The sequence below is a fragment of the Rahnella sp. AN3-3W3 genome, assembly GCF_003263545.1.
GTDB classification, from domain to species: domain Bacteria; phylum Pseudomonadota; class Gammaproteobacteria; order Enterobacterales; family Enterobacteriaceae; genus Rahnella; species Rahnella variigena.
On record NZ_JYDG01000054.1, the window covers coordinates 66,979 to 85,141 of the forward strand.

19 protein-coding genes are annotated in these 18,163 nt (G+C 52.4%); 10 read left to right on the forward strand and 9 right to left on the reverse strand.

From position 1 onward, the window contains the following. Positions 1-73: 73 nt before the first annotated feature. A complete protein-coding gene (gene gpmM, locus UC15_RS15825; RefSeq protein WP_112289329.1) occupies positions 74-1,618 on the reverse strand; it encodes a 2,3-bisphosphoglycerate-independent phosphoglycerate mutase in 1,545 nt (514 codons plus the stop codon). A 304-nt stretch (positions 1,619-1,922) separates the two neighbouring features. Here gpmM and UC15_RS15830 point away from each other — a divergent pair, with 304 nt between their 5' ends. The 5 genes from UC15_RS15830 to cysE all read left to right on the forward strand — a co-directional run bounded on the left by UC15_RS15830 (position 1,923) and on the right by cysE (position 5,136). Then, positions 1,923-2,354, forward strand: coding sequence for a rhodanese-like domain-containing protein (locus UC15_RS15830; RefSeq protein WP_015699203.1), 432 nt, complete (start codon positions 1,923-1,925; stop codon positions 2,352-2,354). 67 nt (positions 2,355-2,421) lie between these two features. Next, positions 2,422-2,673, forward strand: a complete 252-nt coding sequence (grxC, locus tag UC15_RS15835) for a glutaredoxin 3 (RefSeq protein WP_013577603.1) — start codon at positions 2,422-2,424, stop codon at positions 2,671-2,673. 64 nt (positions 2,674-2,737) lie between these two features. Then, complete coding sequence (secB, locus tag UC15_RS15840) at positions 2,738-3,208, forward strand: protein-export chaperone SecB (protein WP_013577602.1); 471 nt, start codon at positions 2,738-2,740, stop codon at positions 3,206-3,208. Continuing rightward, a complete protein-coding gene (gene gpsA, locus UC15_RS15845) occupies positions 3,208-4,227 on the forward strand; it encodes an NAD(P)H-dependent glycerol-3-phosphate dehydrogenase (RefSeq protein WP_112289330.1) in 1,020 nt (339 codons plus the stop codon). Before secB ends, gpsA begins: the two co-directional genes overlap by 1 nt. A gap of 87 nt (positions 4,228-4,314) precedes the next feature. Beyond that, the gene (gene cysE / locus UC15_RS15850; protein ID WP_013577600.1) at positions 4,315-5,136 is read left to right on the forward strand and encodes a serine O-acetyltransferase; all 822 of its coding nucleotides are present in this window, start codon (positions 4,315-4,317) and stop codon (positions 5,134-5,136) included. Between the two features lie 53 nt (positions 5,137-5,189). On the opposite strand, the gene trmL is transcribed toward cysE, so the two are convergent. From trmL to cpxR, 3 genes are read right to left on the reverse strand one after another with little or no spacing between them, the layout of a single operon-like run. Continuing rightward, positions 5,190-5,663 carry a tRNA (uridine(34)/cytosine(34)/5-carboxymethylaminomethyluridine(34)-2'-O)-methyltransferase TrmL gene (trmL, locus tag UC15_RS15855; RefSeq protein ID WP_112289331.1) on the reverse strand — a complete coding sequence of 158 codons (474 nt, stop codon included), beginning with the start codon at positions 5,661-5,663 and terminating at the stop codon, positions 5,190-5,192. Positions 5,664-5,700: 37 nt separating this feature from the next. Continuing rightward, positions 5,701-7,071, reverse strand: coding sequence for an envelope stress sensor histidine kinase CpxA (cpxA, locus tag UC15_RS15860; protein ID WP_112289332.1), 1,371 nt, complete (start codon positions 7,069-7,071; stop codon positions 5,701-5,703). Further along, positions 7,068-7,769, reverse strand: a complete 702-nt coding sequence (gene cpxR, locus UC15_RS15865) for an envelope stress response regulator transcription factor CpxR (RefSeq protein WP_013577597.1) — start codon at positions 7,767-7,769, stop codon at positions 7,068-7,070. The genes cpxA and cpxR overlap by 4 nt, the downstream gene beginning before the upstream one ends. A gap of 151 nt (positions 7,770-7,920) precedes the next feature. On the opposite strand from cpxR, the gene cpxP reads away from it, so the two are divergent. The 3 genes from cpxP (at position 7,921) to UC15_RS15880 (ending at position 10,937) form a co-directional block, all read left to right on the forward strand. Further along, the gene (gene cpxP / locus UC15_RS15870; protein ID WP_112289333.1) at positions 7,921-8,430 is read left to right on the forward strand and encodes a cell-envelope stress modulator CpxP; all 510 of its coding nucleotides are present in this window, start codon (positions 7,921-7,923) and stop codon (positions 8,428-8,430) included. A gap of 347 nt (positions 8,431-8,777) precedes the next feature. Then, positions 8,778-9,764: a 6-phosphofructokinase gene (gene pfkA, locus UC15_RS15875; protein WP_112289334.1), complete on the forward strand. Its 987-nt coding sequence runs from the start codon at positions 8,778-8,780 to the stop codon at positions 9,762-9,764. 183 nt (positions 9,765-9,947) lie between these two features. Further along, on the forward strand, positions 9,948-10,937 hold the full coding sequence (locus UC15_RS15880; RefSeq protein WP_112289335.1) for a sulfate ABC transporter substrate-binding protein: 990 nt from the start codon (positions 9,948-9,950) through the stop codon (positions 10,935-10,937). Between the two features lie 102 nt (positions 10,938-11,039). Here UC15_RS15880 and tpiA read toward each other — a convergent pair whose 3' ends face one another. Together tpiA and UC15_RS15890 are read right to left on the reverse strand one after the other, a co-directional pair. Further along, the gene (tpiA, locus tag UC15_RS15885; protein WP_112289336.1) at positions 11,040-11,807 is read right to left on the reverse strand and encodes a triose-phosphate isomerase; all 768 of its coding nucleotides are present in this window, start codon (positions 11,805-11,807) and stop codon (positions 11,040-11,042) included. 127 nt (positions 11,808-11,934) lie between these two features. Next, complete coding sequence (locus UC15_RS15890; RefSeq protein WP_112289337.1) at positions 11,935-12,543, reverse strand: DUF1454 family protein; 609 nt, start codon at positions 12,541-12,543, stop codon at positions 11,935-11,937. A 158-nt stretch (positions 12,544-12,701) separates the two neighbouring features. Between UC15_RS15890 and UC15_RS15895 the strand changes: the two genes are divergently transcribed. Next, complete coding sequence (locus UC15_RS15895; protein ID WP_112289338.1) at positions 12,702-13,124, forward strand: DUF805 domain-containing protein; 423 nt, start codon at positions 12,702-12,704, stop codon at positions 13,122-13,124. Positions 13,125-13,140: 16 nt separating this feature from the next. Here UC15_RS15895 and fpr read toward each other — a convergent pair whose 3' ends face one another. Next, the gene (fpr, locus tag UC15_RS15900) at positions 13,141-13,887 is read right to left on the reverse strand and encodes a ferredoxin--NADP(+) reductase (RefSeq protein WP_112289339.1); all 747 of its coding nucleotides are present in this window, start codon (positions 13,885-13,887) and stop codon (positions 13,141-13,143) included. Between the two features lie 308 nt (positions 13,888-14,195). Between fpr and emrD the strand changes: the two genes are divergently transcribed. After that, positions 14,196-15,389: a multidrug efflux MFS transporter EmrD gene (emrD, locus tag UC15_RS15905; protein ID WP_112289340.1), complete on the forward strand. Its 1,194-nt coding sequence runs from the start codon at positions 14,196-14,198 to the stop codon at positions 15,387-15,389. Positions 15,390-15,452: 63 nt separating this feature from the next. Here emrD and glpX read toward each other — a convergent pair whose 3' ends face one another. After that, positions 15,453-16,463, reverse strand: a complete 1,011-nt coding sequence (gene glpX / locus UC15_RS15910) for a class II fructose-bisphosphatase (RefSeq protein ID WP_112289341.1) — start codon at positions 16,461-16,463, stop codon at positions 15,453-15,455. Positions 16,464-16,602: 139 nt separating this feature from the next. Beyond that, on the reverse strand, positions 16,603-18,126 hold the full coding sequence (glpK, locus tag UC15_RS15915) for a glycerol kinase GlpK (protein WP_112289342.1): 1,524 nt from the start codon (positions 18,124-18,126) through the stop codon (positions 16,603-16,605). Positions 18,127-18,163 lie beyond the last annotated feature (37 nt).

An 18,163-nucleotide genomic window follows, 5' to 3' on the forward strand; every position in this document is an offset into this window, starting at 1 on the left:
CCGGCTGATGCACAAACAAAAAAGGCGTACCAACGGGTGTCAGTACGCCTTTGTAACAGAGCTTTAAGAGAAATTAGCGTGCGATAAACAGCGGTTTGCCGCTCATTTCTGCCGGAATTTCCATGCCCATCAGTGAAAGCATTGTTGGTGCGATATCAGACAATTTACCGCCTTCAACCGCTTGTGCATTTCCCCCAATGTAGATTAACGGCACCGGCAGACTGGTGTGCGCGGTGTGTGCCTGACCGGTAGCCGGGTCGCGCATTTGTTCTGCGTTACCGTGGTCGGCGGTGATCAGCAACTGGCCACCGGCTGCTTTCACGGCATCCACAACCTGAGCAACACAATTATCCAGTGCTTCAACGGCGCTCACCGCAGCGTCGTAAACGCCGGTATGACCGACCATATCGCCATTCGGATAGTTACAAATGATGGTGTCATATTTACCGCTGGCAATTGCGCCGAGCAGTTTTTCCGTCAGTTCAGCCGAACTCATTTCCGGTTGCAGGTCATAAGTCGCCACGTTCGGAGATTTCACCAGAATGCGGTCTTCGCCTTCAAATGAGTCTTCCATACCGCCGTTAAAGAAGAAGGTAACGTGTGCATATTTCTCAGTTTCGGAAATACGCAGTTGAGTTTTGCCATGTGCCATCAGCCACTCGCCGAGGGTATTTTTTAGTGATGCTGGCGGATAGGCGCAGGCAGCGTTGATGTCCGCGGCATATTCGGTCAGCATGATGAAATCGCCGAAGTTGATGACTTTTTCGCGGGCAAAACCATCGAAGTCCGGACTGATAAAGGCGCGGGTGATTTCGCGGGCCCGGTCTGCGCGGAAGTTCATGAAGATCAGTGCATCGCCGTCATTGATGGCCGCGGATTCTTCGCCTGCTGCCTGCAATACAGTTGGCTTCACGAATTCATCATTTTCATCACGGGCATAAGCGGCCTGCAGGCCAGCCAGTGCATTATCGGCAGTGAACGCGCCTTTTGCCTGCGACATCAAATCGTAAGCCAGTTGTACGCGATCCCAGCGGTTATCACGATCCATCGCATAATAGCGGCCTACGATAGAGGCGATACGGCCAGTACCGATTTGTGCGAATTTCTCAGAGAAGCGTTTCAGTGCAGCTTCAGCGCTGCGCGGCGGTGTATCACGGCCATCCAGGAAGGCGTGCAGATAAATGGCTTTCGCGCCACGACGGTGCGCCAGTTCCACCATCGCCATAATGTGGTCTTCGTGACTGTGAACGCCGCCCGCAGACAACAGACCCATAATGTGAACCGCTTTGCCTGCGGCAATGGCACGATCAACCGCACCGGTCAGTACGCTATTATTAAAGAAGTCGCCTTCTTTGATTTCTTTGTCCAGACGGGTGAGATCCTGATACACGATGCGGCCCGCACCTAAATTGACATGGCCGACTTCGGAGTTGCCCATCTGACCGTCGGGCAGACCGACGTCCAGTCCGGAGGCAGCGATAAGTGTGTGAGGATGAGTGGCCCACAGATTATCCATCACCGGCGTTTTGGCGTTCAGGATCGCGTTATCTTGTTGCTCTTCGCGATGTCCATAGCCGTCCAGAATCACCAGAACCATCGGTTTTTTGTTGCTCGACATGTCAATTGACCTCAGTTTAAAAGATGAAATGCTCAATAGGCTCGCCCGCTGAAACGGGATAAACAGGCGCGACTAAAGGCATTTAAGCCGGCTGATTTTACCCCAGTGCAGGAAGTGAATAGCCGGAGGAGATCAAAGATGAGGTGAGGTGAGGGTTAACTTTCAGCATAAAGGCGTGTTAATTTTCCGAGACGTGCCGCAGATTGTGGCATTCGCCCGCGCTTACTGGCTGTATTTGCTCCGGCGCGCAGGTATACTCTGAAGCCTTGAATTTTCCCCCAACTGACGGGAGTTGTTACACCCCATGCAAGATATTATGCCGTTCATCAGTGCGCATCCGGTTCTCAGCCTGGCGTGGGTTGCGTTACTGATTGCAGTAATTGTGACCACCTTTAAAACACGTTTCTCTAAAGTGAAAGAGATCACCCGTGGCGAAGCAACACGCCTGATTAATAAAGAAGATGCCATCGTTGTCGATGTTCGCGCGCGTGAAGAATTCCGCAAAGGCCACATCGCTGAATCACAGAATGTGTTGTCTGCTGACATCAAAAACAACAATCTGGGTGAACTGACCAAACACAAAGCACAGCCAGTAATCGTGGTATGTGCCACCGGACAAACTTCCCGTACTGCGGCTGAAGGCCTGATTGCTGCTGGTTTTGAGCGTGTGTTCACACTCAAAGAAGGTATCAGTGGCTGGAGCGGTGAAAACCTGCCTTTAGTTCGCGGTAAATGATTCGCGGTAAATAAGACGTTCAGATAACCGCTACGGCATTAAATTCTACGACTCTGAGGTGGAACCCATGGCTAAAATTGAAATCTATACCAAGGCAACCTGCCCTTACTGCCATCGTGCGAAAGCCCTGCTCAACAGCAAAGGCGCTTCATTCGATGAAATCGCTATCGATGGTGACGCAGATAAGCGTGAAAAAATGATCGCCCGCAGCGGTCGTTCAACGGTTCCTCAGATCTTTATCGACGGACAGCACGTTGGCGGTTGTGATGATTTACATGCACTTGATGCACGCGGTGGCCTTGACCCAATGCTGGGTTAATCAGGGCGGCGGTGGTTTCGCATTACGTGTTTAAAAGGACTATTAACTTAGGGGTACTACTCACATGTCAGAACAAAATAACACCGAGATGGCTTTCCAGATCCAACGTATTTATACAAAAGACATCTCTTTTGAAGCGCCAAATGCGCCTCAGGTTTTCCAGCAAGACTGGCAGCCAGAAGTTAAACTGGATCTTGATACCGCTTCCAGCCAGCTGGCCGAAGGCGTATACGAAGTTGTCTTGCGTGTGACCGTAACGTCTTCTCTTGGCGACGAAACTGCGTTCCTGTGTGAAGTTCAGCAAGGTGGTATCTTCACTATCTCCGGTATCGATGGCAACCAGATGGCGCATTGCCTGGGTGCATATTGCCCAAACATTCTGTTCCCGTATGCTCGTGAGTGCATCACCAGCCTGGTCTCCCGCGGTACTTTCCCGCAACTGAATCTGGCACCTGTTAACTTTGACGCTCTGTTCATGAACTATCTGCAACAGCAAGCTGAAGGCGAAGGTGCAGAACCGCATCAGGATGCCTGATGAAAACCGTCAATGCGTCAATGACAGTGATCGGTGCCGGCTCGTACGGCACCGCTTTAGCGATTACTCTCGCCAGAAATGGCCATCCCGTTGTGCTGTGGGGACATAATCCTGTCCACATCAACGCCTTACAACGTGCCCGTTGTAATCAGGAATTCCTTCCTGATGTTCCGTTCCCCGATAATCTGTTGCTCGAAACCAATCTGTCTGTCGCGTTAGCCGCCAGCCGTAATGTGCTGGTTGTGGTACCCAGCCATGTATTTGGTGACGTATTGCGCCAGCTTAAACCCCACTTGCGTCCTGATGCGCGTGTGGTGTGGGCGACGAAGGGGCTTGAGGCGGAAACCGGCCGTCTGTTGCAGGATGTCGCGCGCGAAGAACTCGGCGATGCCATTCCGTTAGCTGTGGTTTCCGGGCCGACATTCGCCAAAGAACTCGCGGCAGGCATGCCGACGGCAATCTCTCTGGCCGCAACCGATGCGACGTTTGCCGACGATTTGCAGCAGTTACTGCACTGTGGCAAAAGTTTCCGTGTCTACAGCAACCCGGATTTTATCGGCGTTCAGCTGGGTGGTGCGATTAAAAACGTTATCGCCATTGGTGCCGGAATGTCAGATGGTATTGGCTTTGGCGCTAATGCCCGAACCGCGCTGATTACCCGCGGACTGGCTGAAATGACGCGTCTGGGTGCCGCTTTGGGCGCTGACCCTGCGACATTTATGGGCATGGCAGGGCTGGGTGATTTGGTGTTAACCTGCACAGACAACCAGTCCCGCAACCGCCGTTTCGGCATTATGCTGGGACAAGGCAAGGATGTTCAGACCGCTCAGGACACCATCGGACAGGTTGTAGAAGGCTATCGCAATACGAAAGAAGTACGGGCTCTGGCGCAGCGTAACAACGTTGAAATGCCAATCACAGAACAGATTTACCAGGTGTTGTACTGCGGTAAAGATGCGCGTGAAGCAGCGATCAGTTTACTTGCCCGTGCGAGCAAGGACGAAAAACACAGCCACTGAAAGGCGTATAAAGTATAGCCACCTTGTTGGTGTTCCCGACAGGGCGGCTTTTTATTACCCGAACTTGCAAAGTCGTAAGGAAAAGTGATGTCGCTAGAAGAATTAGAGCTGGTCTGGAATAACATTAAATCAGAAGCGAGAGCACTGGCTGAGTGTGAACCGATGCTGGCGAGTTTTTTCCATGCGACGTTACTTAAACATGAAACGCTGGGCGGCGCGCTGAGCTACATTCTGGCCAATAAGCTGGGCAATCCGATTATGCCCGCGATGGCTATCCGTGAAGTGGTTGAAGAAGCCTATCGCAACGACGAACAAATGATCTTGTCCGCTGCCCGCGACATTCTGGCTGTGCATCAGCGCGATGCGGCGGTCGATAAATATTCGACTCCGCTGCTCTATCTGAAAGGTTTCCACGCACTTCAGGCATACCGTATCGGTAACTGGCTGTGGAAGCAGGATCGTAAAGCGCTGGCGATTTATTTCCAGAATCAGATTTCAGTGTCTTTTGGCGTCGATATTCATCCGGCAGCGCGCATTGGTTGCGGCATCATGTTTGACCATGCGACCGGAATTGTCATCGGTGAAACGGCTGTTGTTGAGAACGACGTGTCGATTTTGCAATCCGTTACCCTCGGCGGTACCGGTAAAACCTGCGGCGACCGTCACCCTAAAATTCGTGAAGGCGTCATGATTGGTGCTGGTGCGAAAATACTCGGTAATATTGAAGTGGGTGCGGGTGCGAAAATCGGGGCGGGCTCGGTCGTGTTGCAATCCGTTCCTCCGCATACCACCGCTGCGGGCGTGCCGGCGCGTATTGTCGGGCGTCCGGAAAGCGAGCGTCCTTCCATGGATATGGATCAGCATTTCAACGGTATTGCGCAGGGTTTTGAATTCGGCGACGGTATCTGACAGGCATTTCCGATGGCATCATTCTGCATGCCATCGTCTTCATTTCCACAACGCTATTCTTTCAGCAGTGCGCCCGGATATCCCAGCTGGCGCCAGGCTTCGTACACCACCACTGAAACAGCATTCGACAAGTTCATGCTGCGGCTTTCTGCGAGCATCGGAATACGGATTTTGTGCTGTGCGGGCAGATTATCCAGAATGGATGCTGGCAGCCCACGTGTTTCAGGGCCGAACAGCAGGAAATCATTATCCTGATAGCTGACGGCACTGTGCGCGGGCGTACCTTTGGTCGTCAGTGCAAAAAGACGTTGTGGATTTTCGCTGCTGAGGAACGCGTCATAATTGGCGTGATGCTTAATATGGGCGAATTCATGGTAATCGAGCCCGGCGCGGCGCAGACGTTTATCATCCCAGCCGAAACCTAAAGGTTCGATGAGGTGAAGCTGGCATCCGGTGTTGGCACACAGGCGGATAATATTGCCGGTATTTGGCGGGATTTCTGGTTCAAATAAAACGATGTTAAGCATGCGTCCCCCTGATAGAGGGACGCAGAATAGCAGAAACTTAGCGCTGGTGCAGCGGCAGCCAGATAATCAAACGAAGGCCGCCCAGCGGGCTGTCCTCGGCTCTGACTTTGCCTCTGTGCTGCTGAACCGCAGTATCCACGATAGCCAGCCCAAGGCCGGTACCGCCGGATTCACGGTCACGCGCTTCATCAGTCCGGTAGAACGGACGGAAAATCTGCTCACGATCTTCTTCACTCACGCCCGGACCGTCGTCATCAACGGTGATGGTGATCCCTTCACTGTCGTGGGCGAAGTTCAGCGCAATGTGATGATGTGAATAACGCAGGGCATTACGCACAATATTTTCCAGTGCGCTGTCGAGTGCCGCGGCATTCCCGATCAGTTTCCACGGACCAGGCGGCGACGTGACCTCAAGGGTTTTGCCCATCTGTTCGGCTTCAAACTGCGCATCGTCAATCACACCTTCCCACAGTTCATTGGCTTTCAGGGTTTCGCGCGACAGCTCATTTTTGTGCTGGCTGCGGGATAACACCAGTAAGTCATTGATCATACCATCAAGACGTTGCGCTTCATTTTCAATGCGTTGCAGCTCTTTACCTTCGCCATGACGACGACGCATCAGCGCAGTAGCCAGTTGCAGACGCGTCAGCGGGGTACGAAGTTCATGTGAGATATCAGATATCAGCCGTTGTTGCGCCGTCACCATTCGTTCGAGAGCGCTGACCATCTGGTTGAAACTGGCACCGGTAGCAAGGAATTCCTGCGGGCCGGCTTCGAGTTCCGGATGCTGCTTGAGATTGCCGCGTGCAACGTCATCTGCGGCGTTTTTCAACTTACGCGCAGGTTTCGCCAGGCTCCACGCCAGCCACAGCAACAGCGGGGCGCTGATGAGCATCGTGACGATAAGCAGAAGCAGAGGACGGTCGAACATCAGGTTGATAAAATCAGACTGAGAACTGCTGGCTGGGCGCATCAGGTAAAGCTGGTAATTGTCTTCACCATCACGAACCGAGAAGGGCCCGACCATTTCCACACGGCCATATTTTTTCTTTTTCGGACGATCTGAGTTATCAGACTGGCCGATAAAGTTACGCACAATCTGCATTTCATTACGCTGAGCGCCAATCACGCGCCCTTCGCTGGTGACCAGCAACAAACGCTGACCCGGCGGTGCCCATTTGTCGATAGCGCGGAACAGCCTGCGCCACCACATCAGATCATTGGCAGGGTCGGTCGCCAGCTCAGCTTCGACGTGCTGTTCAATCATCAGGCCCTGCCGTTGTTCGTTATCGAGCAACGGCGTAATCTGGCGTGAATCGAGTTTCGGCACCATCAATACCAGCATTAGCACCAGGGCTAACGTAAACCAGAAAATGGCAAAAATACGTGCCGTAAGGCTGTTTATCATGAAGCAGAAACCATCAGATAACCGCGTCCGCGCAGGGTTTTAAACCACGGATGTCCGTCCTGACGATCGGGCAATTTACGGCGTAAATTAGAGATGTGCATATCAATCGCACGGTCAAACGGTGTCAGACGTTTACCCAATACTTCCTGGCTCAGATGTTCGCGGGAAACGACCTGTCCGAGATGTTTTGCCAGTAAATACAACAGGGTAAATTCGGTACCGGTTAGATCCAGCGCTTCGCCATTAAAGCTGGCTTCCTGACGGCCTGGATTCAGCTGTAAGCCATCGACTTCCAGCGTCGGTGAACCGTTGTTCTCATTAGTTTGCTGCTGCTCGCTCCAGTTGGAGCGGCGCAACATCGCCCTGATACGGGCAACCAGTTCGCGGTCATTAAACGGTTTTGGCAGATAGTCATCGGCACCCAGTTCGAGGCCAAGAACACGGTCTAATTCACTGCCGCGAGCGGTTAACATAATCACTGGCGTCTGGTGGCGCTGGCGTAATTCTTTAAGGGTTTCAATGCCGTTTTTCTTCGGCATCATCACGTCAAGTAACAGAAGATCGATGGTATTATCGATTTTCTCTAATGCCTGCTCACCGTCGTAAGCCACCACAACATTAAAGCCTTCCATTTCGAGCAATTCTTTCAAAAGTGAAGTCAGTTCACGGTCGTCATCAACTAACAAAATTTTATTCATTGTATTTACCTCTAGACGCAAAATACGTCATCAATTGCCGCTATTCCATGACTTTACGTACTTTTACAAGCACTGACGCTTGTTTGCAGCAGCAGGTTTAGACTGCTTTCAATGATTCGCGATGAAGCGATAAAGACTTTAGGAGTATGTGATGTTTAAGGCAGCTTCATTCGGTTTGGCCACGCTTCTGACGCTGAGTTCAGGTGTCGTTTTAGCAGATGGCGCAAAACCAGTGTCGGCGATGCCAGCAGAACATGATAGCACGATGTTGGATAAGCCTCAGGAACGCAACACCATGTTTGATGGTGTAAATCTCACTGAGCAGCAGCGCCAGCAAATGCGTGACCTGATGCACCAGGCTCGTAAAGATCTGCCTCATGTAAATGTAGAACAGATAGAAACGATGCACAGATTGGTTACCGCCGAAAAGTTTGATCAGGCCGCAGTCCGGTCACAAGCCGAATTAATGGCTCAGGAACAGGTGGATCGCCAGGTCGAAATGGCCCGCATCCGCAACCAGATGTTTAATCTGCTGACGCCTGAGCAAAAAGACGTATTGAACCAGAAACACGAGCAGCGCATGCAACAGATGCGTAAGCAGTTATCTGGATTACAGCCCTCTTCTGCCCAGAAGACGAGTAGTACCAGCACGACCGAGTAAGATCCCTGTTTTTCCTTGCCATAGACACCATCCCTGTCTTCCCCCGCCGAAAGGTGGGGTTTTTTTTGCCTGCAATTCCGCATGGGTTCACAAAAGCGTAAATTAACAAGGTGGAAATCTGCGCGTAACGAACTGGAAATATCTTGTAAAAGCCGTATGAATCAGTAAATTGCGAAGTACAGAGCAGTGTATGCGTATTCTTGCTGACTTGAATCAATTCAGCACCGGTGTTTTGTTATACTATAGGCTCAAACGCTAGTAAGCCCTTTTGGCTGCACAAGAAAAATTCGCCCAACAGGCTGGCTCAAGATTCTTAAGAAATTGCATCTACAAGTTCAGAGGTAGTCATGATCAAAAAAATTGGTGTACTGACAAGTGGTGGCGATGCCCCAGGCATGAATGCTGCGATCCGTGGCGTTGTCCGCTCCGCTTTATCTGCAGATTTAGAAGTCTACGGTATTGAAGATGGCTACCTCGGCATGTACGAAAACCGCATGCGCAAACTGGATCGCTACAGCGTTTCAGACATGATTAACCGCGGCGGTACTTTCCTGGGTTCAGCTCGTTTCCCGGAATTCCGTGACCCGGAAATGCGTAAAGTGGCGCTGCAGAATATGAAAGACCGCGGTATTGATGGCCTGGTGGTTATCGGTGGTGACGGTTCTTATGCAGGTGCAGACTTGCTGACCAAAGAAGGCGGCATCCGTTGTATCGGCCTGCCAGGCACTATCGATAACGATGTTGCCGGTACTGACTACACCATCGGTTTCTTCACGGCGCTGGGCACTGTGGTAGAAGCGATTGACCGTCTGCGTGATACCTCCTCTTCACACCAGCGTATCTCCATCGTTGAAGTGATGGGCCGTTATTGCGGTGACCTGACTCTGGCGGCTGCGATTGCCGGTGGTTGCGAATTTATCGCTATCCCGGAAGTTGAATTCAAACGTGATGATCTGGTTGCTGAAATCAAAGCAGGCATCGCGAAAGGTAAAAAACACGCTATCGTCGCCATCACGGAGAAGTTAGATAACATCGAAGAGCTGGCCAAATACATTGAGAAAGAAACCTGCCGCGAAACGCGTGGCACGGTATTAGGTCACATTCAGCGTGGTGGTGCGCCAGTCGCTTACGACCGCATCTTAGCTTCCCGCATGGGCGCTTATGCTGTTGACCTGCTGCTGGAAGAAGGCCGCGACTATTCTCAGGGCGGTTTCTGTGTCGGCGTAGAAAACGAGAAAATGGTTCACGAGCTGATCTCGGTTTGTATCGCACCAGAGAACAAGAAAAGCAAATTCAAAGAAGACTGGTACGACACTGCGAAAAAACTGTTCTGATACAGTTAATTACGCAATCGAAAGAACCTCCTTTACGGGAGGTTTTTTTTCGCCCGTCCTTTTTTTATTCCAGAAAGTAATAGAAAAAAACCTTTTATTCTTTATGCGTTTCATTTTTATCTGGCACGCTCTCCTTAACGAACAAATAAATGAAATCCATAGAAACTATCTCGGGAGAGTGCGATGCGTAAATGGGCAGTAGGTTTGGGATTACTGTTGGTGGCAACCGGAGCAATTGCCAAAGATATTCAGATTCTGAACGTGTCATACGATCCAACGCGTGAGTTCTATGAACAATACAACAAAGCGTTCAGCAAATACTGGCAGGCAAAAACTGGCGATACCGTGACCGTGCGTCAGTCGCATGGCGGTTCAGGAAAACAGGCCACGTCTGTTATTAACGGCATTGAAGCGGATGTGGTAACACTGGCGCTGGCGTATGACGTTGATGCTATTGCCGAGCGCGGTCGTATCGATAAAAACTGGATCACCCGTCTGCCGGACAACTCTGCACCTTATACGTCCACCATTGTTTTCCTGGTGCGCAAAGGCAATCCGAAACAAATTCACGACTGGAATGATTTGATCAAGCCGGGCGTGTCGGTTATCACGCCGAACCCTAAAACGTCAGGCGGTGCCCGCTGGAACTATCTCGCAGCATGGGGTTATGCCCTGCATCACAACACCAATGATAAAGCGAAGGCTCAGGATTTCGTGAAAGCATTGTATAAAAACGTCGAAGTGCTGGATTCCGGCGCGCGTGGCGCAACCAATACTTTCGTTGAGCGCGGTATCGGTGATGTGCTGATTGCGTGGGAAAACGAAGCGTTGCTGGCGACCAAAGAAGTCGGCAAAGATAAGTTTGAAATCGTGACGCCAAGCGAATCGATTCTGGCTGAGCCAACGGTTTCTGTGGTCGATAAAGTGGTGGATAAACGTGATACCCGCACTGTGGCGGATGCCTATCTGAAGTATCTGTATTCACCGGAAGGCCAGACTATCGCGGCAGAAAACTATTACCGCCCTCGTGATCCGCAAGTCGAAAAGAAATTCGCTTCTGAATTCCCGAAACTGAAACTGTTCACCATTGATCAGGTTGCAGGTACCTGGGCACAGGCGCAGAAAGACCATTTCGCGACAGACGGTATTTTTGATCAGATCTCTAAGCGTTAATGACGTTTTACAGACAGGTCTTTCGCAAATAACTCTCTTTGCCACCAAAAAAGAAAACCCCGGCATGCCGGGGTTTTTTTACGCATAAGAAAAGAAACAGGCTTACGCTTGTTTAGCTTCTGCAGCCGCTTTCACGATCACTGCGAAAGCATCCGCTTTCAGTGATGCGCCGCCAACCAGTGCGCCATCGATGTCTGGCTGGGTGAACAGCTCAGCAGCGTTAGCCGCGTTAACGGAACCGCCGTACTGGATGATCACTTGTTCAGCAACCGCAGCATCTTGTTTCGCGATGTGGTCACGGATGAATTTGTGAACTGCCTGAGCTTGCGCAGGAGTTGCAGATTTACCGGTACCGATCGCCCAAACTGGTTCGTAAGCGATAACTGCGCCTTCGAATGCTTTCGCGCCCAGAGTGTTCAGAACCGCATCCAGTTGCTTAGCGCAAACGGCTTCAGTTTTGCCAGCTTCGTTTTCTGCTTCGGTTTCACCGATGCACAGAACAGGGATCAGACCCGCTTCTTTCAGCACGCCGAATTTCTTCGCGATGAACTCGTCGCTTTCTTTGTGGTAAGTGCGGCGTTCTGAGTGACCGATGATGATGTATTGCGCACCGATGTCTTTCAGCATGTCGGCAGAGATTTCGCCGGTGAATGCGCCGGACAGGTTAGCATCAACGTTCTGAGCACCCAGCGCGATACGGCTGCCAGCCAGAGCATGTTTAGCCTGTGACAGGTAAACTTCTGGTGGAGCAATCGCAACGCCACAACCTACTACTGTGCTCAGTTCAGTACGCAGAGCAGCAATCAGTTCGTTAACCATGTGGGTGCTGCCGTTAAGCTTCCAGTTACCCATCACTAATGGATGTCGCATGTTTTTTCCTCCAAAAGGGGACGCGAGTGTCGATTAAAATTTCTGCCAAATAAGCAGATTACCTGTGCAACAGTATAGAGATCATTGGACGTAAAGGCTTTGCTTTTTGTCATTAAAAGCCGTCATCTCACGGCTCAGCCAGCGCAAGCTTGACCGGCTCCACGGCGAATGTCAGACCTTTTTCGCCATTGTCTGAAATCACAAAACGCACCGCGCCCACTTCCTGCTTATAAAACTGCTGGCCTTTACCTTTCTCAATCATGGACGTCACTTTCGCCACGCTTTGTGGCGCAGAAAGTGTGGCGTCAAACTGACGCATCAGGTTCGCCATGTAGCTGATCGCCAGCGTGCGCGCGGCTTTCTCTTCGGCACCCTGAATCGGCAAATAGGTAATTTGCAGCGTTTTGATTTTGCCGGTGCCTTTTTCCAGCGCCGTCGAAGCGTACAGATTTTCGTTAATCTTGCTGGCGGCGCGGGTCAGGGAACTGTTCGCCGATTTGTCGCTGATGGAACGGAACTCGCCAATCTGCTGAGTCGGATTGGCTTCATTATATTTTGCGCGGAAATTGATCAGCGTCGTTTCAAACGTCGGTGCGCCAGCCAGCAGATAAGGTGCCTTTGGCATCTCTTCTGCGCCTGAATGATCGGTCGGTGGATCGGCAAGCGCGACATTCTGGCAGGCCAGTATCAACAGCGCGGGCAGCGCCAGGCGTAATAAAGATTGAGCAACAGTCATAGGGCATTTCTTATTTTGTTTCAACAGACCGATTAAAGCGGGGAACGGGGGGTAATGTCAAAAGGAGAGCGTAAAGATTCTCGCCGCCGCTGCCTGTGGGTTACACTCCGCCTGATTTAACAATTTACTCCCATTGGACTTTACGGAACGGACTGTCAATGACGTTACAGCATGCACTGTTTTCTTTTAACGGCCGCCTGGGCCGCCGCGATTTCTGGATCTGGATGGTCAGCTGGCTGATTCTGATGGTGGCTGATTTCTTTTTTGCCGCACAGGAATGGATTACCTATCAGACCGCCGGTTTTGCGCTGGTCGTATTACTGTGGCCGACCGCGGCGGTGCTGGTGAAAAGATTGCATGATCGCAATAAATCCGCCTGGTGGGCATTGCTGTTTGTGCTGGCGTGGATGCTGGTGGCCGGAAACTGGTCAGCGGCGATGCCGCAAACCTGGAGCTGGGTGTTAGGCCGTATGGCGCCATCCGTGATTTTCATCATGCTGATTATCGACTGCGGCGCGTTTGTCGGTACGCCGGGCACAAATCGTTTTGGCCCGGAACCGGACGACGTTAGATTCCGCTAGTTTTGCGGACATAGATTTACCAGTAATGCTCGCTGGTCATATGGCCCGGCTTGCGTTTGAGATGCTTGCGCATACCCCGCGTGTCTTTCAGGACTTGCTGGGTATCGCGCACCATCTGCGGGTTTCCGCACAGCATCACATGGCTGTCTTCTGCCAGCATCTTCAGGCCGACAGCCGTTTCCAGCGTGCCGTTTTCAATCAGCGCCGGTACACGACCGCTCAGCGAACCGGCAATCTCTTCGCGGCTGACCACTGTCTGAATATGTAATTTGCCCTCATAGCGACGCTGAAGCTGTTGCATGAGTGGCAGGTAACTCAGGTCAGCCGCGAAGCGTGCCGCGTGAACCAGAACAATATTTTTGAACCGCTCCAGCCCGAGCCCTTCCTGCAAAATCGACAGATACGGCCCGATTGCCGTGCCGGTTGCCAGCATCCACAACGTATCGCATTCCGGCACTTCTTCGATGACGAAAAAACCTGCGGCTTCTTTGGTGATATTAATTTCGTCACCCGGCTGCATCACGTGCAAGCGCGGGCTGAGCTTTCCTTCCGGCACATTGACCAGATAGAACTCCAGTTCGTTGCTGGAGGGCGGATTCACATACGAATAGGCACGCTGAACGCGCTCGCCATCGATATCCAGAGAGAGTTTGGCGAACTGGCCTGCGGTAAAAGGATCGACCGGTGCATTGACCGTGATGCTGAACAAATTGTCTGTCCAGTGCTCAACTTTTTTGACTTTTCCCGTCACCCAATCAGCCATAAAAACTCCCGTTGTTCCTGATTTATTCATGAATACCGAAACTGAGGCCTGATTTTATTTCAAATTTTTCGGATCCCTTATCGGTTAAATGTTATCAGCCTGATCAGCTCTGGTTAGCCAGTATCGATTTTTGTACACCCAGCGTTACACCGCTGGCTTATCCTGCTGCCAGTCGGCGGACGGGATAGTTCACTGCGATACTCGCTTATTCATCTTAATTTGTTAACTTATGCGCCGCCGCCCGTGCGGCCGGTTTACTGGTTATTTGTTCTGCACTTTTCCATCACTGTCTGATAATGAACTGAAAAATGAAAAAACTGGAAAACATTCACCTGCTTGTAATGTTGATTTTGCTGGTCGCTGTTGGCCAGATGGCGCAAACCATTTATGTGCCGAATATCGCGGATATGGCGACCAGTCTGGCGGTGAAACCCGGTGCCGTGCAGCGTGTGATGGCGGCCTATCTGCTGACGTACGGCGGCTCGCAGCTGATTTACGGACCGCTCTCCGATAACATCGGGCGCAGACCGGTGATCCTGGCCGGGCTGATGATTTTCCTGATTGGCGCGGCGGGCGCAATGATGTCGACCAGTCTGAATATGCTGATCCTGGCCAGTGCGGTACAGGGGCTGGGTACCGGCGTGGCGGGCGTGATGGCGCGCACCATGCCGCGTGATTTGTACAGCGGTGGTGCATTGCGTCATGCCAACAGCCTGCTGAACATGGGAATTCTGGTGAGTCCGCTGCTGGCACCGGTCATCGGCGGCGCTTTGTCTGCGTGGCTGGGCTGGCGTGCAAGCTTTGGTTTTCTGCTGATCCTGTGCGCGGGCGTGGCGTTTTCTATGTACCGCTGGCTGCCGGAAACCCGTCCGGAATTCACGGCTGATAATCCGCCGCGTAAAATGTTCGCCAGCCTGCGTTTATTGCTGGCAGATGCCAACTTCAGCCGCTATCTGGTGATGCTGGTGGGTGCGCTGGCCGGTGTGGCGGTCTTCGAAGCCAGTTGTGGCGTGCTGATGGGCGGTGTTCTCGGACTGAGCGGCGTGATGGTCAGCATCCTGTTTATCCTGCCGATCCCCGCGGCATTCTTTGGTGCCTGGTATGCCGGGCGTACCGAAAAAAGTTTCCAGCAGCTGATGTGGCATTCGGTCATCAGTTGTCTGCTGGCCGGGCTGGCGATGTGGATCCCGGGCTGGCTGGGCATCATGAATATCTGGACGCTGATTGTTCCCGCTTCTCTGTTCTTCTTCGGCGCTGGCATGTTGTTCCCATTGGCAACTACCGGTGCAATGGAGCCTTTTCCGTATCTGGCGGGTGCGGCGGGTGCACTGGTGGGTGGCCTGCAAAATATGGGCTCGGGGCTGGTGGCGTGGATGTCTGCGATGTTGCCGCAAACCGGTCAGTTCAGTCTGGGTTTGCTGATGTTTGCGATGGCGGTACTGATCTTGCTGTGCTGGTGGCCAATGTCGAACCGTCAGCAGGAGCAGGGCCACACGGTCTGATACTGCTTCCGGCGCATAAAAAAAGCAGAGCTGAGCTCTGCTTTTTGTCTTTAAGGCATCCGGTCAGATAATAAATTCGTGCAACGCGGCGTCTTTACGGTCGAGATAATGCGTCGAGCGGATACGACGGATGGTGCGGGATTTACCGCGGATCAGCAGCGTTTCGGTGGTCGCCATATTTCCTTTACGGCTGATACCTTCCAGCAGATCGCCTTTGGTAATGCCGGTTGCGGAGAAAATCACGTTATCGTTACGCGCCATATCATCGAGCAGCAGCACTTTACCCGCCTCAATCCCCATCGCCTGACAACGCGCCAGCTCATCTTCGCCCATGCGGCGGTTTTCCAGCGTATCGCCTTTCACGTGATGACGTGCCAGTAAACGGCCTTGCATATCACCATCCAGCGCGCGGATCACCGCAGCGGAAATCACCCCTTCAGGTGCGCCGCCGATGCCGTACAACACGTCCACTTCGCTTTCCGGCATACAGGTCAGAATAGTTGCCGCCACGTCGCCGTCCGGGAATGCGAACACTCGCACGCCGGAGGCCAGCATTTCACGGATAGCGTCGTCATGGCGTGGTTTCGCCAAAACAGCCACGGTCAGTTCGGTCAGCGGTTTATCCAGCGCTCTGGCGACATTTGCCAGATTCTCAGCCAGCGTCAGTTTCAGATCGATAGCGCCTTTTGCACCCGGCCCGACGGCGATTTTTTCCATGTACATGTCCGGCGCATTAAGGAAAGACCCTTTGTCGCCGACGGCCAGAACGGCCAGTGCGTTGGATTGTCCCATTGCAGTCATGCGTGTACCTTCAATTGGATCGACCGCGATATCCACCGCATCGCCATTCCCGGTACCGACCTTTTCACCGATATACAGCATCGGCGCTTCATCGATTTCCCCTTCGCCAATGACGATAGTGCCGTCGATATCGACTTTGTTGAGCATGATGCGCATGGACTGAACGGCAGCGTTGTCGGCGAGGTTTTTATCACCCCGGCCCAGCCATTTATAACCGGCGAGCGCGGCAGCTTCGGTCACGCGGGAGAACTCGATTGCTAATTCACGTTTCATTGGAAGGCCTGTAGAAAGAAAAAAGAGGTCGGTGAGGCAGGGCTCATCTGTGGAGCGATTTTAGCACAACGGGGAATCGGCATAAAAAAACTCCCCGTGCAGGGAGTTTCAGAAAGGTGTTGGCGATAATATCCGGCGATTACTCGTCGTGATCTTCCCACGAGCGAACGCGTGCTACCGCTTTTTGCCAGCCTTTATAGCGGACATTACGTTCCGTCGTTTCAATGCTTGGGCGGAATTCACGTTCGATAGTGGCTTTGCTGCGCACTTCTTCCAGATCGTTCCAGAAGCCGACGGCAAGACCTGCGAGGAAAGCAGAACCCAGCGCGGTGACTTCCAGCACTTCCGGACGCTCAACGCGGGTGCCCAAAATGTCTGACTGGAATTGCATCAGGAAGTTGTTGGCAACCGCGCCGCCGTCCACACGCAACGCCTGCAGACGTGTGCCTGAGTCAGCCTGCATCGCATCCAGCACGTCGCGGGTCTGGTAAGCGATAGATTCCAGTGTTGCACGGATGATGTGGTTGCTGTTGGCGCCACGGCTCAGACCGAAAATGGCGCCACGGGCATACGGGTCCCAGTAAGGCGCACCGAGTCCGGTGAAAGCCGGTACCACGTAAACGCCGTTGGTGTCTTTCACTTTAGAGGCGAAGTATTCGGAGTCTGTTGCGTCGCTGATCAGTTTCAGTTCGTCGCGCAGCCACTGAATCGAAGCCCCGCCAACAAACACCGCGCCTTCCAGTGCGTAGTTCACTTCGCCGCGCGGACCGCAGGCGATGGTGGTCAGCAGACCGTTTTTAGAAGCGACCGCTTCAGTACCGGTGTTCATCAGCAGAAAGCAGCCGGTGCCGTAAGTATTTTTAGCCATACCCGGTTGTACGCAAAGCTGGCCATAAAGCGCCGCCTGCTGGTCACCTGCGATACCGGCGATTGGAATACGCGTACCGCCTTTACCACCGATGTTGGTCTGGCCGTAAATCTCAGAAGAAGGACGCACTTCCGGCAGCATTTCACGCGGAATGTCCAGCGCTTCCAGCATACGGTCATCCCACTTCAGGTCGTGGATGTTGAACAGCATGGTACGTGAGGCGTTAGTGTAATCCGTTACGTGAACGCGTCCCTGAGTCATTTTCCAGACTAACCAGGTGTCTACAGTGCCGAACAGCAGTTCGCCACGTTTAGCACGCTCGCGGGAGCCTTCAACGTGATCGAGGATCCATTTCAGTTTGGTGCCGGAGAAATACGGGTCAACCACCAGGCCGGTGTTATGACGGATGTACTCTTCCATGCCATCTTTTTTCAGCTTTTCACAGATGTCAGCAGTACGGCGGCATTGCCACACAATCGCGTTATAGATTGGCTTGCCGGTTTCTTTTTCCCACACGATGGTGGTTTCACGCTGGTTGGTGATACCGATACCGGCGATCTGATCAGAGTTGATGTCGGCTTTCGCCAGCACTTCCACCAGCACCGAGCTTTGGGATGACCAGATTTCCATCGGGTCATGCTCAACCCAGCCAGATTTAGGGTATATCTGGGTGAATTCGCGCTGTGAAACGCTGACGATGTTGGCATCGTGATCCAGAACCACGGCGCGTGAACTGGTCGTACCCTGGTCGAGTGCGACAATGTATTTTTTTTCGTGAGTCGTATCTGCTGACATAATGTTCATCCTGCGAATAAGTAAGCTGTGGAACAGT